We start from the raw sequence: 15729 nt of genomic DNA, 5'->3' as shown, positions 1-15729 counted from the left end.
TTCACGCAGAACAACGCGGATTTCTTCGCCGAACTCGGCTCTCCCGGCGGTGCCGCCAAGATCGGCATGACCGAGAACGACCCCGCTGCGGTGAAGAACCTCGAAAGCAAAGTCGAGCAGTAACGCCGAGGCTCACCCAGGGCGGGCTCCCGCCCTGCCTCACGACCCCGCGGTGTCGCTGACCGACGTGATGATCACGACGGCGGCCACTCTCCCGGCGCCGGGTCGAGGCTGGCGAGAGTGTCGACCGTGAGCTGTCCGCACCGCGCACGCAGGCGACGAATTCACTGGTCCCGACTTTTATGAATTACTCGATACAGATGGCGTCTTGGCTACGCATCGTAGTTTGCCCACGAAGCACCGTCTGCTATTGACATTGCGGCAATCAACGACCACGCCGGGGGGTGTCGTGCCCGCCTTCTGAGGGCACGATCCGGTCTCGGGAGCTGTGCCTTTTCGATAAAGGCTCTGGTCATGCCGCGTGGCGACTGTCATACTCGTCGAATTGCCGATCTAGGTGGACCGTCTGATTCAAGACCGGTCCCATACCCTGATTCAAGACCGGCACCACACCGCAACCCGCGGTGCGGGTACCAGGTTCTGGAAAGTCCGATGAATGAGGCGCAAACGGTGAATTTCAGCCGAGCGGTCGGTGAGCCGGCCGCTGACTGGTGACGCTCTTCGACCACCCGGACGGGGTGGACCCGGCCGTAGAAGACCCAGTCGACCGGGACGAGGAGCCGGACGCCGCGGCGGTCAAACGTCCGTCGCGGTGGTCGGTGCGCAACTGGCCGGTTCGGTGGAAAGTGCTGGCGATCGCACTGCTGCCGCTGGCGCTGGCCGGGCTGTTCGGCGGGCTGCGTGTCTCCAATGCGCTCACCGAGGCCAACCGGCTTCGGCTGGTCGCCGACCGCGCCGAGATGATTCCGGCGATCACCAATTACATGTCGGCGTTGGGCGACGCGCTGGTGGCCGCTTCCTCTGACGGCGATGCCGAAGGTGCCCGGAAGAACTTCGAGAACCGCAAGTACGAGCTGCAGTCTCGGCTGTCGCACACCGATGTGGCGACCGATGTGCGGTCCGGAGTGGAGTCGCTGATCGAACGCGGCCAGGGGTTGCTGAGTTCGGTCTCGACCACCGGGGTCGGCCTGCGCGACGAGGTGACCGGCTATGCGCCGATCCTGCTGACCGCCGAGGACGCCATCAACGGGTCGGTGCGGGTGGACAGCGAGCGGATCCGGGCGCAGACCGAGGGCTTGAGCCGTGCCGTCGGCGCGCGGGGCCAGATGATGATGCAGGAACTGCTGGTGAATCGGGGTGGCGAGCTTCCCGATCCGGAGCTGCGCAGCTCGATGATGACCTTGGCCGGTACCGAGCCGTCGACGCTGTTCGGGATGAGCGAGGTGCTCGGGGTGGACTCCCCGGACGCCAAATCGCTGCAACAGCAGCTGGTGACCCGGATGTCGATCATGTCCGACCCGGAGCAGGTGCTGCCCAATAACCCGGTGCTGCGCGACTCCATCCGTACCACCGACCAGATCGCCGCCCAGCTCATCAGCGAGAACACCGGGGCAGTCACCGCGGCGGTGGAAGACCGTGCCGCGGACCGGCGCGCTGCCGCCCTCCGCGACATCGTGCTGGTGCTGGCCGCGATCACCGCCACCTTGTTGGCGGTGTGGCTGGTGGCACGCTCGTTGGTGCGGCCACTGCGGACCCTGCGCGACAGCGCCTTGCAGGTCGCCCACGTCGACCTCGAACAGGAGATCACCCGGTTGCGTGCCGGTGTACCCGGTTCAGACCGCGACCCCGACCCGCTGCCGGTGTACACCACCGAGGAGGTCGGGCAGGTCGCCCACGCCGTCGACGAGCTGCATGCCCAGGCGCTGCTGCTCGCCGGTGATGAGGCACGGCTTCGGCGCCTGGTCAACGAGATGTTCGAGACGATGTCGCGGCGCAACCGGTCCCTAGTCGATCAGCAGTTGGCGCTCATCGACCGGCTGGAGCGCAATGAGGACGACCCGGATCGACTCGAGAGCCTGTTCCGGCTGGACCACCTGGCCGCCCGGATGCGGCGCAACGGCGCGAACCTGCTGGTGCTGGCCGGTGCGCGGGTGCCGCATGAGCGGGGTCGGCCGGTTCCGCTGGCGACCCTGATCAGCGCGGCCGCCTCGGAGGTGGAGGGCTACGACCGGGTGCAGACCGTCCTGGTGCCCGACACCACCGTGATCGGCGCCGCCGGCGCGGACTGCATACACCTGCTCGCGGAACTGATCGACAATGCCCTGCGCTATTCGGCGCCGACGGAGCCGGTGCGGGTGGTCGCCGGTTTCGAGAACGACGGCGGGGTAGTGGTCGAGGTCGTCGACGCCGGCTTGGGGATGACCGACGCCGACCTGCGGATGGCCAACATGCGCCTGGCGGCCGGCGGCGAGTTCAGTCCGGAGAACGCCCGGCACATGGGTCTGTTCGTGATCTCTCGACTGGCCGCTCGCCACGAAATCGAGGTCCGGCTGTTCCCGGCCTCGCAAGGATCTCGTGGCATCACCGCCGAGGTGTATCTGCCGCCGCACCTGCTGACCGTCAGGTCGTTCGAGGAGTCGCCGGCACTCGCGCCGCCCGCCCAGGCCGACTTCGCTCCCGCCGAGCAGGCGCAGCCCGCACCGCAGCGGGATGAAGCCGAACCATACGAATATGAGCCCGAGCCCTACCAGTCGTATGCGCCCTACGAGGACGCCGAGCCTGCCGAACCCGGTCCCGTCGTCTCGCTGCTGCCGCGACGCACCCCGGGGTCCAGCGGCATCACCGGCGTGCCCTCTGAACAACCGTCGCAGCCGCCGACGGCCCCCGAGCGGGTACGCCGCGAGTTGCCGCAACCGTGGTGGGAAGCCGAGCAGCCGGGCGTTCGGCAGCCGGAAGCACCGACCCCGGACCCGCAGCGGGCCGCTGAACCGGTGGCCGAGAAGTTTGCTCCCATTGATACCTCGGGCTATTTCGCGGCGCGTGCCCGAGTCGCCACGGCAGCTCCCGAGCCCGAGCCCGAGTCCGAAACCGACTCGATCTACCAGCGGATGCTCTCGGAGTCGGTGGGCAACGACCCCAACGAGCCCAGCCTGCGCGCCGATCTGGACTGGCAGTCGGTCTGGGACCGCGGTTGGTCGGTAGCCGCGGAAGCGGAAAACGTGCCGGTGCTCGCTCACACCGAGCACGGCCTGCCGGTCCGCGAGCCCGGCGCCCGGCTGGTGCCCGGCTCAGCCGCGGCAGAGGCGCCGGCAGACGAAGACCCCCATGCCGCGGCGCACGGTTCGGCTGACTCAGAACAGCCGGTAACATCCAACGGCGTACCGCCCCAGCCCGCCCCCGAGCCACTGGAACGGGATCCCGCGGCGATCCGCACTTCGATCAGCAGTCACTTCGGCGGAGTGCACGCCGCACGATCGCACGCCCGAGAAATCGGCCTAGAAGGCGGCTTGGCAAAGGGCCCAGAAAAGGGCCCAGAAAAGGGCCCAGAAAATAGCCTCGACACCGACCAGGGACAGAACCAGTAATGACTTTCCCAACCGATCCCACCGCGCAGCGCCGTACCGCCGAAAGCTCGTTGGACTGGCTGGTCTCCAATTTCGCACGCGAGGTGCCCGGGGTGTCGCATGCGGTGCTGGTGTCGGTCGACGGTCTGACGGTGGCGGCCAGCGAGCACCTGCCCACCGAGCGGGCCGACCAGCTGGCCGCGGTGGCGTCCGGATTGGCCAGCCTGGCGACCGGGGCGTCGCAGTTGTTCGAAGGTGGCCGGGTCCTGCAGTCGGTGGTGGAGATGGAGCACGGCTACCTGCTGCTGATGCGAGTCGGAGACGGCTCGCACCTGGCGACGTTGGCGAGCACGTCCTGCGATATCGGCCAGATCGGGTACGAGATGGCGGTTCTGGTGGAACGAGTCGGAGCGGTGGTCTCATCGGCGCGCCGGTCGGCGCCGTCGCGGGGCGGCCACTCGTGAGGTGCCGGTGAATGGCGATGGACATGCCCGAGCGTTGGTCGCGCCCGCAGCCGCCCGAGGTCACAGAGAACCTGGAGGCTGAGGCAAATCTGGTCCGCCCGTACACGCTGACCGCCGGTCGAACGCACACCGACGTGCCGTTGCCGCTGGAGGCCCCGGTGCAGGCCCTGCGGGTAGCCCAGCCCAACCAATGGCCGGTCAGCGATCCGCGCGGGCGGATCGTCGAACTGTGTCAGGGCGCGCCGTCGGTCGCCGAGATTTCTGCCCGGCTGAACCTGCCGCTGGGTGTCGCGCGGGTGCTGGTGGGTGATCTGGTCACGTCGGGATACCTTCGAGTGCGTGCCACACTGACCGAGACATCGACCCGGGACGAACGCCGAGACCTGATAGGAAGGACCCTTCGTGGCCTACGAGCGCTCGGATAGGCCCTCCGACAGGTCCGTAGCTCCTCCGCGAGACTCGGCCTCGACGAAGATCGTCATTGCCGGCGGATTCGGGGTCGGCAAGACCACCTTCGTCGGGACGGTCTCAGAGATCATGCCGTTGCGCACCGAAGCGCTGGTCACCGATGCCTCGGCCGGTGTCGACGTGCTAGAGGCCACCCCCGACAAGCGGACCACCACGGTGGCGATGGACTTCGGCCGCATCACGCTGGCCGACGACTTGGTGCTCTACCTATTCGGTACGCCGGGCCAGCGGCGGTTCTGGTTCATGTGGGACGACCTGGTGCGCGGTGCGATCGGTGCGATCGTCCTGGTCGACTGCCGCCGACTGCAGGACAGCTTCGCCGCGGTGGACTTCTTCGAGCACCGCAATCTGCCTTTCCTGATCGCGGTCAACGAGTTCGACGGTGCACCGCGTTATCCGGTCGCCGCGGTGCGCAAGGCCCTGGCTCTGGCCGAACACATTCCGGTGATCGCCGTCGACGCCCGCGACCCCCGGTCGGCCCGCGACGCGCTCATCGCGATCAGCGAATACGCGCTGTCCACGCTGGCGCCGCAGGCTTGAGCGACACACAAGAGTGGACCGGGCGCGAGTTCACCGGTCACGACTTTCGCGATGCGGACCTGTCGCGGCTGCGCACCGAGCGGGTGGTGTTCGACGAGTGCGACTTCACCGGTGCCGACCTCGGCGAGTCGGTGCACCGCGGATCGGCCTTCCGCAACTGTCGCTTCGAGCGGGCCTCGCTGTGGCATTCCGAGTTCGTCCAGTGCAGCATGCTCGGCTCCCAATTCGTGCAGTGCCGGATGCGGCCGCTGGTGTTCGAGGAGGTGGACTTCACCCTGGCCGGGCTCGGTGGCAGTGACCTGCGGGCGGTGGACCTGAGCGGTTGCCGGCTGCGAGAGGCCAACCTGGTGGAGGCAGACCTGCGCAAAGCGGTGCTGCGGGGCGCCGACCTGAGCGGCGCCCGGACTATCGGCACCCGGCTGGACGAGGCGGACCTGCGTGGCGCGCGGGTCGACCCCACGCTGTGGACCACCGCGTCGCTGACCGGCGCGCGGATCGACATCGCCCAGGCGCTGACCTACGCGGCCGCCCACGGGCTGCGCCTGGACAGTGAATCCGACACCGAGCAGATCAGCCCAGCAGCGAACCGAGGTCGGCGAAGGCCGAATTGAGCAGCGCACCGAAGTCGGTCAGCGTCGCATCTGGGCCCAACGCGCTCAACTGGGGCATGAGCGCCCACTCCAGGGTGCCCAGCAGGTCCGAATGGGTGGGGAAGCCGCCGTTGGCGAGCATGACCGCGGTTGCCAGATCATCACGGGCGTTGAGGATTCCGGCGGTGATGCTGGTGTTGGCGTCGAACAGCGCGTCGCTGAGGATCGAGCCCAGCTGTTGTCCTCCGAGCGTCAGGTCGGTCAGTGCCTGGGTCCACTGGCCGGACGCCAGGTCGGTCTGCACCGCGCCGAAGGTCTGCTCGAAGTTCTGCTGTAACAGCGTCTGCGCCAGCTGAATCGGCAAGCTGATGTCGTTGTTCGCCAACGTGAGGCTGTCTTGGATCGCCGCGAAACTGGCGGACGGATTGGTGAAGAAGTCCTTGGCGACGGCGAGCATGTCGGGGCTGAGCGCCGGGGTGAGCCGTAGCCACATCGGCATGGACGGCTGGTCGCCGAACACCGTGGAGAATTGATCGGCGCCCATTGCGGTCTGGATGTCGCGGAGCCACAACTGTTCGGTCACCCAGGTGGAGCCGCTGGACGTCCGCACCGAGTCCATGGCGTGGTCGTAGGACAACACCCGGGCCGTCATCGCGGCGGCGTATTCCTCGGGGCTGACGGTAGGGGTGTCTGCGGGAAGGTACTTGCTGACGTCGCTCACCTTGACCACTTCGGTCTGCACATCTTGACCGACGAGATCCGGGTCGCCAGCGAGGTTGACACCGATCTCGCCGTTCTGGATGCCGGTGGTGTCCAGCCAGTTCGCCACGCCCGGGTTGGTCGCGCTGATCACGTAGTAGTTGTAGCCGTCCGCGGCCTGATACGACTGGAACGGATAGATGTTGTTGAAGTTGGTCTGCGACAAGGGGAACGGCAGCATCTGTCCCCAGGCATTGTCTAGATTGATATTGGTGACCGTTCCGGGGATCCGCACGATCATCGCCTCGTCGGGCTTGAGGTCCCACTGCCCGATGGAGGTGAGGTTCGCGGTGTTCTCCCCGATGATGCCGTGGCCGCCGATACTGCTCATGGTGTTGTCTGCTTCGAAGATCCCGCCGGACTTGGCCAGGGCCATGAAGATGGCGTTGTTCACCGCCATTTTCTGGGTCAGCTGCGTCAGTACGTCGGTGATCGCGACGTCGGACAGACCGCTACCGGTCACGCCGGGGGTGGGCGCCGGGCAGTCTGCGATGCAGTCGATGTGGACACTTGACGGACCCGACTGTCCCATAAAGGATTTGACCAGGAAGTCGGTCATACCGGTGCCATTGAGATAGTTGACCGCTCCTTCAGGTTGGGTGGGTCCGACGTAGACGGTGTAGGTCCCGTCGGGGTTGATCACCATGTTCTGACCGGACATCAGAATTCCGAGCTGGTTGGATCCGGTGGGGGTGATGTCATAGACCAGGAACTGGATGTTCTTGGCGTCGTTGAAATCTCCGCTGATGGTGTAAGTCGCATTGGGGTCGAGCCCCTCGCTGATCCAGTAGAAGTTGCCCGGGGTGGGCAGTTCGGTGAACAGGCGGGTGTTGGAGGCGGGCGTGGTCGTCATGCCGAACTCGTTCAGGAATGGGTCGGTCGGGTACATGTCGTGCGTGTACATCATCAGCTGTTGAAACAACAGGCTTTGCAGCGCGCTCGGCAAGAGCTCCAGATTGCCCGGCGTCGCGAACGGCACCGTCGCGTCCTTGGTCGCGGCCGCCTGCATCTCGGCCAGCAGCTGATCGATGGTCGACTGCAGCGAGCCCGCCGCCTCGGTGGAGGCCGCGGCGGCGGCATGCGGCGCGGCGATCGCCATTGCCAGGGCCCCGGCCGCCGCGGAGGTCGCCATCCCCGCGGCCTTGGCAAGGCGCGCGCGGCCGGTCTTGCTGATGTTGTTGTGTGACATGACGATTCCCCTTCGACCTGGCCGTCCGATTTGGAGTGACACTCTGTAATGACAAACCGTATCGGCTAAAGTAGCAGCGGGGTCTCACCCGGTCAAGAGGCTTCTCCGGTCAGGTCGCCAGGATGCCGTGCAGCAGAGCGTCGGCCAGAGAGGCGGCGTAGACGTCGAGGTCGGTCACGTTGCGAGTCGACAGCGCCTGCATCGCCGCGCCGACGATCATGTCCAGCACCGTGTCGGGGTCGACGGGGCGCAGCACGTCGCTGTTGCGCGCGAACAACTCACGCAGGTCGGCGCTGAACACCGCGCTGTGCCGTTCGCCGATACTTGCCTGCAGTGCAGGGTCGGCGCGCATGTCGACGATCAAGCCCGGCAGCGCTGCGGCGGCCGCGGGGTCACCCAGCCAGCCGATGATGTTGCGAACCAACGTCTTGAGTTCGGCCACCGCATCCCCGGACGGTTTGATCCGGTCGGCATCGGCGGGAAAAGCGGCGTCGTAAACCACATGGGCCTTGGAGGGCCACCGGCGGTAGATGGTGGGCCGGCTTACCCCGGCGGCCTCGGCGATGGCGTCCACCGAGGTGTCGCGATAGCCGCGTTCGATCAGGAGTCGACGTGTACTGGCCAGAACGGCGCCGTCCACCTTCGGATCGCGAAAGGGGCCCAGTCGATGCTGACCGTCGCCTCGCGTCATGAAATCTCCCAGCCTCGAACGTCCAGGGCCTGCGGGGGCCAAGCCTAACCAACCGCGACCCCTTGACTGACATTACGCAATGTAATTACAGTTCGTATCGACAAACGAGCTTAGGAGGCGGCGTGACAGTCCTGATCGACGGTGCGGACATCGATTTCGGCAGCGATGAGCTAGCCGATCTGCATGGCGTTTTCCGCCGGCTCCGCAGCCGCGGACCCTACGCCAGGACGACGTATCGCGGCATGCCCGCCGTCGTGCTGCTCACCAACGAGCTCGTCGCCGCCGGGTTCAAGGACGACAAGACCTTCCCGGCGGCCGCCATGTACGACCTGACCACGCGTCCGGTGATGGGTAAGACGCTGCAGTGCATGAGCGGCCAGGAGCACCGCATGCACCGGGCGTTGGTGTCGGGGGCGTTCCGTCGTTCGCTGATGCAGACCTACACCGCCGAGCTTCTCGAACCGATCGCGCACCGCCTCGTCGATGGCTTCGTCGCCCGCGGCACCGCCGACCTGACGGTCGAGTTCACTAGGCAGTTCCCGCTGCAGGTCACCAGCGCGATGCTGGGCCTGCCGATGGCGGACTGGCCGAAATTCGCGCAGTGGGCCCACGACCTGTTCTTCTACCCGACCGATCCCGATGCTGCGATGCGCGCGTCGGAGGCGTTCACCTCCTACCTCAAGCCGTTCGTGGCCGAGAAGCGCAGGAACCCCTCCGACGACCTGGTGTCCAAACTGGTGACCGCCGAGATCGACGGTGTCCGCCTCACCGATGAGGAGATCTACGTTTTCACCCGGCTGCTGTTTCCCGCCGGGGTCGACACCAGCTATCCAAGCCTGGGCAACCTGCTGTGGGCGTTGCTGACCCACCCCGAGCAGCTCGATCGGCTGCGCGCCAACCCACAAGACATCCGATGGGCGGTCGAGGAGGCGATGCGTTGGGAGCCGGGACCGGCGATCGTGCCGCGGATCGCGCCGGCAGATCTGACGTGGCGCGGTATCGAGATGTCCGCCGGTACGTGGGTATTGCTGGCCATCGCCGCGGCGAACCGGGACCCGGCGGTTTATGCCGATCCCGACCGATTCGACATCGGGCGTCACGCCGTCGCGTCGGTGAGTTTCGGCAGCGGTCCGCACGTGTGCCTGGGCCAGTTCCTGGCGGTGGCTCAGATGGAGACGGCGGTGCGGGTGCTATTGGACCGGCTTCCCGGGCTGCGGCTGGTCGAGCCGGAATCGGTGCGGATCGCCGGCCTGCTGGGCCCCGAGTTGCGCGGGCCGTCGCAGCTGCGTGTCGTTTTCGACGCCGCCGGCTAGCGCTTGAGTCGGATCTTCCACCACACCAGCACGGTGTAGAACACCGACAGCAGCGCCAGCATCCCCATGTCGAACAGCCAGATGCCCTTGGTGTGGTCCCACAGGTGGTCTTTGGGGATCTGCGGCACGTTGACCAGCTTGTTGAAGTCGATCGCCGACGCGCCCGCGGCATATCCCCACCGGCCCGGCGTCACCCAGGCGGCCTCCGCCAGCCCGGCGCGCCCGGTCACCGGGATCATGCCGCCGGCCAGCACCAGCTGCGACATGATCGAGACCACCAGCATCGGCATGATCTGCTCGTTGGATTGCGCGAACGCCGACAGTGCCAACCCCAGCACCGCGGAGGCCACACAGGTCCCGGCCACGGCGAGGAACAGGTCGAAATTCGCGCTGCCGAACATCACGGCGCCCTGAGTCGGCCCGCCCTTGCCCAGAATCACGATGATGGTGGCGATTGCTCCCTGCGCGGTGGCGAACGCGCAGAACACCGTGATCTTGGCCAGCAGGTAGGCCACGGTCGACAGACCCACGGCCTGTTCTCGTTTGAAGATCGGGCGTTCGCCGATGAGATCTCGAATCGTCAGCGCAGTTCCCATGAAGACCGCGCCGATGATGAGCAGCACCATGATGTACTGCGGCTCGGTCGGGGCATCGGGCCCCGGCATCCCGAGCCCCCCGTTGCCCTTCACGGTCAGCGACAGCGCGCCCACAATAAAGGGGAGTATCGCCAAAAAGACCGAATAGCCCCGGTCGGAGACGATGAGCCGGACTTGGCGACGCGCGATGGTCGACAGCTGTTTGCGCAGGCTTTCCGCCGGCGGACTGCCCAAGTCGGCGGGCGGGGTCGACGGGACGGCAGCAGCCGCGCCCTGCGGGCCGCCGCCGCCTCGTTCGAGGAAGCGGCGGTTGGCTTCGTCCGGGTCGGCTCCGACGTTGGCGAAGATGTCGGCGTAGTTGTCGGCCCCCATGGCCGGGAATACCTCTTTGGGCGGTCCGCAGAACGCGGTCTTGCCGCCAGGAGCTACCAACAGGATCTGGTCGCACACGTCGAGGTAGGACACCGAGTGGGTGACCACCAGTACCACCCGGCCGGCGTCGGCCAGTCCGCGCAGCATCAGCATCACCTGGCGGTCCAGCGCCGGGTCCAGGCCCGAGGTTGGCTCGTCGAGGATCAACAGCGACGGCCCGGTCAGCAGCTCCAAGGCCACTGAGGCGCGCTTGCGCTGGCCACCGGAGAGCTTGTCCACCCGAGTGTCGGCGTGCTTGGTCAACTCGAGTTCCTCGAGGACCTGCGCGACGGCCTTGTCCCGGTCGGCTTTGCTGCTGTCCGGCGGCAGCCGCAGTTCGGCGGCGTATCCCAGGGCCTGGTTGACGGTCAGTTGCCGGTGCACCACGTCGTCCTGGGGCACCATCCCGATCCGGCTGCGCAACGAGGCGTACTCGGTGTGGATGTTGTGGCCCTCGAAGGTGACCGAGCCGGCGGTGGGCCGGGTGTAGCCGGCGATCAGCCGCGACAGCGTCGTCTTGCCGGCGCCCGAGCCGCCGATGATCGCGGTCAGGGTGCCCGGCCGGGCGGTCAGCGAGATGTTGTTGAGCAGCCGCTTGCCGCCCTCGACGTCGAAGCAGACATCGCGAACTTCCAGCCCTCCGGTGCGGGTGGCGGCTTCGGTGCGGCGCAGCAGGGTGCCGCCGGTGAATTCCAGGTCGACGTTGCCGATCGTGACCAGGTCGCCTTCGGACAGGATCGCCGAACCGATCCGGACGCCGTTGACGAACGTGCCGTTGATGCTTCGGCTGTCACGGATCTCGGTGCCCAGCGGCGTGGGGATCAGCATGGCGTGGTGGCGGGACGCCAGCACGTCGGAGATCACCACGTCGTTGTCGGTGGCACGGCCGATGGTGAGAGCCCCGACCGGTGCGTCCGGCGCGGAGCTGGAGGCCGGCCGCAGGATGTCGATCATGCGGGTGGCGATGTTGCCGACTTCGGGCGGCGTCGCCGACACCGGTGCCATCCGGGTGGCGGGCTGGTGCGGGGGGAATACCTCAGCGGGAGCCACCGGGGGTGCGGGAGGTTGATAGCCGGGGCGCAGCGCCGCGTCGGGGGCGGGCCCGGGCTGATACGCCGGCGGCCGGAGCGGGGCAGACGGTGGATGGGGCGCCGGGCCGGATTGCGGCCGGTAGGGCTGCTGCACGCCGGGGTGCCCGGCCGACCGCGGATCCGCATACGCCGCGGGTTCGGGTGGAGACGGCCAGCCCGACGGCTGTGGCGGCCGGCTCGGACGTGCGATTCCTGGCTGGCCGGGCTGCGGCAACTGGATCGAGACGGTCTGGGGCGGCCGGCCGGCCTGACCCTGGTGTCGGCCCACCTCAAAGGCGACCCGCGGTCCGTCCGGGTTGCCGAGGTTGACGGCCTGTCCGTCGCGAATGTCGACGACGGGCACCCGCTGGCCGTTGACGTAGATGCCGTTCAGGGAGCCGTTGTCGATCCCCAACCACCGGCCCTGCTCGAAGCGCAGCAGCAGATGAGCCCGCGAGACCAGGGGATGCGGGATGCGGACGTCGGCCCGCAGGTCGCGTCCGATGACCACGTCGTGGCCTGCGGAGAACGTGCCTTGCGACCCGTCATGACGGACGGTCAGCACCGGCGGGGCTGGGTGACTCATCGAGTCAACTCTAGCGAGTTGCGTCCGGTGCGCCCGTAACGACGCAGTGCGTGCGTCGGTAGATCGTTGGCATGCACTGGTTACAGTGCGTGCACTCCGACAGCGTCGTCGAGTCCTCAGCGATCCGGTTGACCAGGTCCGGTTCGGCCAGCAACGCCCGGGCCATTGCGACGAACTCGAATCCCTCGGCCATCGCCTGATCCATCGTCGCGCGGTTGGTGACGCCGCCCAAAAGGATCAGCGGCATCGACAACTCGGCGCGGAACAGTCGGGCGTTGTCCAGCAGGTAGGCGTCGGTGTAGGGGTATTCGCGCAGGAATCTGTTGCCGGTCATCCGCATGCCCCAGCTCAACGGCGGGGGGAAGACGCTCGCGAATTCCTTCACCGGGGCGTGCCCGCGGAACAGGTACATCGGGTTGACCAGCGAGCTGCCGGCCGTGAGCTCCAGCGCGTCCAGGCCGCCGTCGTCCTGCAGCCACTTCGCGGTGGTCAGCGACTCGTCCAGGTTGATACCGCCGCGGACTCCGTCGGCCATGTTCAGTTTGGCCGTCACCGCGATCTGTCCGCCGACCGCGCGATGCACGGCCGCCACGATGCCGCGGGCCACCTTGGCGCGGTTGGCCAGCGATCCCCCGAACTCGTCGGTGCGACGGTTGATCAGCGGGCTCAGAAAGGAACTCGCCAGGTAGTTGTGGCCGAGATGGATCTCGACGGCATCGAACCCGGCGTCCACGGCGTAGCGGGCGGCGTCGGCGTGCTGGGCGATGACTTGGTCGATGTCGTCGCGGGTGGCCTTCTTGGCGAAACGCATGCCGATCGGGTTGAAGAACCGCACCGGGGCCAGGGCGCGGGCCTTGTTAGAGCGCGCGTCGGCGACCGGGCCGGCATGGCCGATCTGAGCGCTGACCAAGGCTCCCTCGGCGTGCACCGCATCAGTGAGCCGGCGCAGCCCGGCGACTGCCTCCGGGCGCATCCACAGCCCGTCGTTGGAAGTGCGCCCGCCCTGGGAGACCGCGCAGTAGGCCACGGTGGTCATGCCCACCCCGCCGGCGGCCGGCAACCGGTGATACTCGATGAGATCGTCGGAGGCCAGTGCGTCAGGCGTGCGGTTCTCGAACGTCGCGGCCTTGATGATCCGGTTGCGCAACGTGATCGGGCCGAGTTTGGCAGGGCTGAAGACGTCGGGAACTCCCATAGCGGGAGCCTAATGACGGATCGTCATCGTTGGAACTGCGGGTGGCATGCCAGACTGTCCGCGTGGGTGCGATTACGTTGGACGGCAAGGCCACGCGCGACGAGATCTTCGTCGACCTTCAGGCACGGGTGGCAGCGTTGTCCGCCGCCGGCCGCACGCCTGGTCTGGGCACCATTCTGGTCGGAGACGACCCCGGGTCGCATGCCTACGTGCGTGGCAAGCATGCCGACTGCGCCAAGGTCGGCATCACCTCGATCCGCCGCGACCTGCCCGCGGACTGCAGTCCGGCGCAGCTCAACGACACCATCGACGAGCTGAACGCCAACGATGACTGCACCGGCTACATCGTGCAACTGCCGCTGCCCAAACATCTGGACGAGAACGCCGCCCTCGAGCGTGTCGACCCGGCCAAGGACGCCGACGGGCTACATCCGACCAACCTGGGTCGGCTGGTGCTGGGCACCCCGGCGGCGCTGCCCTGCACCCCGCGCGGCATCGTGCACCTGCTGCGCCGCTATGAGGTGCCGATTGCGGGCGCCCATGTCGTGGTGATCGGACGTGGTGTGACGGTCGGGCGCCCGCTGGGACTGCTGTTGACCCGCCGGTCGGAGAACGCCACCGTCACGCTGTGCCACACCGGGACCCGCGATCTGGCTGAGCTGACCCGCCAGGCCGACATCATCGTCGCCGCGGTCGGCGTGCCGCACATGCTCACCGCCGACATGGTGCGTCCGGGTGCGGCCATCGTCGACGTCGGGGTATCGCGTACCGACGCCGGACTGGTCGGCGACGTGCATCCCGACGTGTGGGAGGTGGCCGGCCACGTGTCGCCCAACCCCGGCGGGGTGGGTCCGCTGACTCGGGCGTTCCTGTTGACCAACGTTGTGGAAAGAGTCGAGAGCACGCTGTGACCCTCGCCGATGTCCGCCGGGTGATCGCCGCGCAGTGGCCGATCCTGCTGGTCGGGCTGATCTTCACGGCGGCATTCGTGCTGGCCGGGGCGAACTTCTGGCGGCGCGGCGCGCTGCTGATCGGGATCGGAACCGGGGTGGCGGCCGCGCTGCGCCTGGTGCTGACCGAGGACCGGGCCGGGCTGCTGGTGCTGCGCGAGCGGGGGCTGGACTTCGCGACGATGACGACCGCAGCGACGGTGATGCTCTATGTGGCCGCGACGATCGACCCGCTGGGGACCAGCTAGTCATTTTTGACCGGCCCGACAATATTTCGGCCGGTGCGACCGGGCGGATTCGCCCGTCTCCCAATCGGATCGGCTGCCGTGTTTGATGGCTCTGTTCTGGGGGAACACGTTGTCCGGTCGGCCGGTGCGGGCCGGCTGTGTCGGGGAGGGGCTGTGCCCGCAATGAATTCATCGCACAAACAGTCCCTTTGACGACAGCTGGTCGTGTAAAGCGCAGCTCGGGAATCGTTCGATCACCCGGGAACACGGCGTGAGTTGCCGCGTCGTCGAGATGACGGACGCCTTTGAAGTCGCTTTGTGCAGCGGAGGAACAGATGAGCGACGTCGAGCTGATTCCGGATGTCGACCACATCCGGTCGCACTACGACCGGTCCAACGAATTCTTCCGGCTGTGGCTGGATCCGACCATGACTTACAGCTGCGCATACTTCGAACGCGACGATATGACGCTCGAACAGGCTCAGATGGCCAAGGTGGACTTGGCGTTGGGCAAGTTGGGACTGCAGCCCGGGATGACGCTGCTCGACGTCGGGTCCGGTTGGGGCTCCACCATGCGGCGAGCCGTCGAGAGGTACGACGTCAACGTCATCGGGCTGACACTGAGTGAAAACCAAGTGGTTCATTGCGAACAGAAATTCGCCGAGATGGCCAGCCCGCGCTCCAAGCAGGTGCGACTTCAGGGCTGGGAGGAATTCGACGAACCGGTGGACCGCATCGTGTCGCTCGGCGCCTTTGAGCACTTCGCCGATGGCGTCGGGACCTATGAGCGCTACGACGACTTCTTCACCATGTGCCACCGCGTGCTGCCCGACGACGGCGTGATGCTGCTGCATTCGATCGTGGTGCCCACCGCCGAAGAGGGCGAACGGCGGGGGCTGAAAAAGACGATGTCGCTGCTGCGCTTCATCCATTTCATCCTGACCGAGATCTATCCCGGGGGCCGGTTGCCGCAGATCTCCATCGTCGACGAGCACGCGACCCGCTGCGGTTTCTCGATCACTCGTCATCAGTTGATCGGGTCGAACTATGTACGCACGCTGGACACCTGGGCCAAGGCACTTGAAGCGCACAAAGACCAGGCGGTCGAGCTCAAGGGCGAGCAGACCTACGAAACGTTCTTGAAGTACCTGACGGG

At 67.1% G+C, this 15729-nt stretch carries 13 protein-coding genes and 1 pseudogene; 10 read left to right on the top strand and 4 right to left on the bottom strand.

The window, feature by feature from the left end:
* From AC2VOG_RS07195 to AC2VOG_RS07170, 6 genes and pseudogenes are all read left to right on the top strand, one after another.
* Positions 1-123 (top strand): annotated as a pseudogene (locus AC2VOG_RS07195) (ferredoxin); the annotation flags it as partial.
* Positions 124-671: 548 nt separating this feature from the next.
* On the top strand, positions 672-3545 hold the full coding sequence (locus AC2VOG_RS07190; RefSeq protein WP_486939226.1) for a sensor histidine kinase: 2874 nt from the start codon (positions 672-674) through the stop codon (positions 3543-3545).
* A complete protein-coding gene (locus AC2VOG_RS07185) occupies positions 3545-3988 on the top strand; it encodes a roadblock/LC7 domain-containing protein (protein ID WP_486939225.1) in 444 nt (147 codons plus the stop codon). Before AC2VOG_RS07190 ends, AC2VOG_RS07185 begins: the two co-directional genes overlap by 1 nt.
* 17 nt (positions 3989-4005) lie before the next feature.
* Positions 4006-4413 (top strand): DUF742 domain-containing protein, encoded by a 408-nt coding sequence (locus tag AC2VOG_RS07180; protein ID WP_486939227.1) that lies wholly within the window; start codon positions 4006-4008, stop codon positions 4411-4413.
* The gene (locus AC2VOG_RS07175) at positions 4391-4996 is read left to right on the top strand and encodes a GTP-binding protein (RefSeq protein ID WP_486939224.1); all 606 of its coding nucleotides are present in this window, start codon (positions 4391-4393) and stop codon (positions 4994-4996) included. Before AC2VOG_RS07180 ends, AC2VOG_RS07175 begins: the two co-directional genes overlap by 23 nt.
* Complete coding sequence (locus AC2VOG_RS07170; protein ID WP_486939223.1) at positions 4993-5607, top strand: pentapeptide repeat-containing protein; 615 nt, start codon at positions 4993-4995, stop codon at positions 5605-5607. Before AC2VOG_RS07175 ends, AC2VOG_RS07170 begins: the two co-directional genes overlap by 4 nt.
* Here the strand turns inward: AC2VOG_RS07170 and AC2VOG_RS07165 are convergent.
* Complete coding sequence (locus tag AC2VOG_RS07165; RefSeq protein ID WP_486939222.1) at positions 5567-7534, bottom strand: hypothetical protein; 1968 nt, start codon at positions 7532-7534, stop codon at positions 5567-5569. The genes AC2VOG_RS07170 and AC2VOG_RS07165 overlap by 41 nt on opposite strands.
* Positions 7535-7643: 109 nt before the next feature.
* The gene (locus AC2VOG_RS07160; protein WP_486939221.1) at positions 7644-8225 is read right to left on the bottom strand and encodes a TetR/AcrR family transcriptional regulator; all 582 of its coding nucleotides are present in this window, start codon (positions 8223-8225) and stop codon (positions 7644-7646) included.
* 122 nt (positions 8226-8347) lie between these two features.
* Between AC2VOG_RS07160 and AC2VOG_RS07155 the strand changes: the two genes are divergently transcribed.
* Complete coding sequence (locus tag AC2VOG_RS07155; RefSeq protein ID WP_486939220.1) at positions 8348-9538, top strand: cytochrome P450; 1191 nt, start codon at positions 8348-8350, stop codon at positions 9536-9538.
* Here the strand turns inward: AC2VOG_RS07155 and AC2VOG_RS07150 are convergent.
* A complete protein-coding gene (locus AC2VOG_RS07150; RefSeq protein ID WP_486939219.1) occupies positions 9535-12201 on the bottom strand; it encodes an ATP-binding cassette domain-containing protein in 2667 nt (888 codons plus the stop codon). The two genes, AC2VOG_RS07155 and AC2VOG_RS07150, sit on opposite strands and share 4 nt — an antisense overlap.
* Positions 12202-12211: 10 nt before the next feature.
* Positions 12212-13396 carry an NADH:flavin oxidoreductase gene (locus tag AC2VOG_RS07145; RefSeq protein ID WP_486939218.1) on the bottom strand — a complete coding sequence of 395 codons (1185 nt, stop codon included), beginning with the start codon at positions 13394-13396 and terminating at the stop codon, positions 12212-12214.
* Between the two features lie 62 nt (positions 13397-13458).
* Between AC2VOG_RS07145 and AC2VOG_RS07140 the strand changes: the two genes are divergently transcribed.
* The 3 genes from AC2VOG_RS07140 to AC2VOG_RS07130 form a co-directional block, all read left to right on the top strand.
* A complete protein-coding gene (locus tag AC2VOG_RS07140; RefSeq protein WP_486939217.1) occupies positions 13459-14307 on the top strand; it encodes a bifunctional methylenetetrahydrofolate dehydrogenase/methenyltetrahydrofolate cyclohydrolase in 849 nt (282 codons plus the stop codon).
* On the top strand, positions 14304-14594 hold the full coding sequence (locus AC2VOG_RS07135) for a DUF3017 domain-containing protein (protein WP_486939216.1): 291 nt from the start codon (positions 14304-14306) through the stop codon (positions 14592-14594). Before AC2VOG_RS07140 ends, AC2VOG_RS07135 begins: the two co-directional genes overlap by 4 nt.
* A gap of 314 nt (positions 14595-14908) precedes the next feature.
* On the top strand, positions 14909-15729 hold an 821-nt coding region (locus AC2VOG_RS07130), incomplete at its 3' end, for a cyclopropane mycolic acid synthase family methyltransferase (protein WP_486939215.1).

Source organism: Mycobacterium sp. TH-M11, from assembly GCF_057473725.1.
The sequence above is the reverse complement of the archived record's forward strand: the minus strand, read 5'-3'. Positions and strand labels throughout refer to the sequence as shown.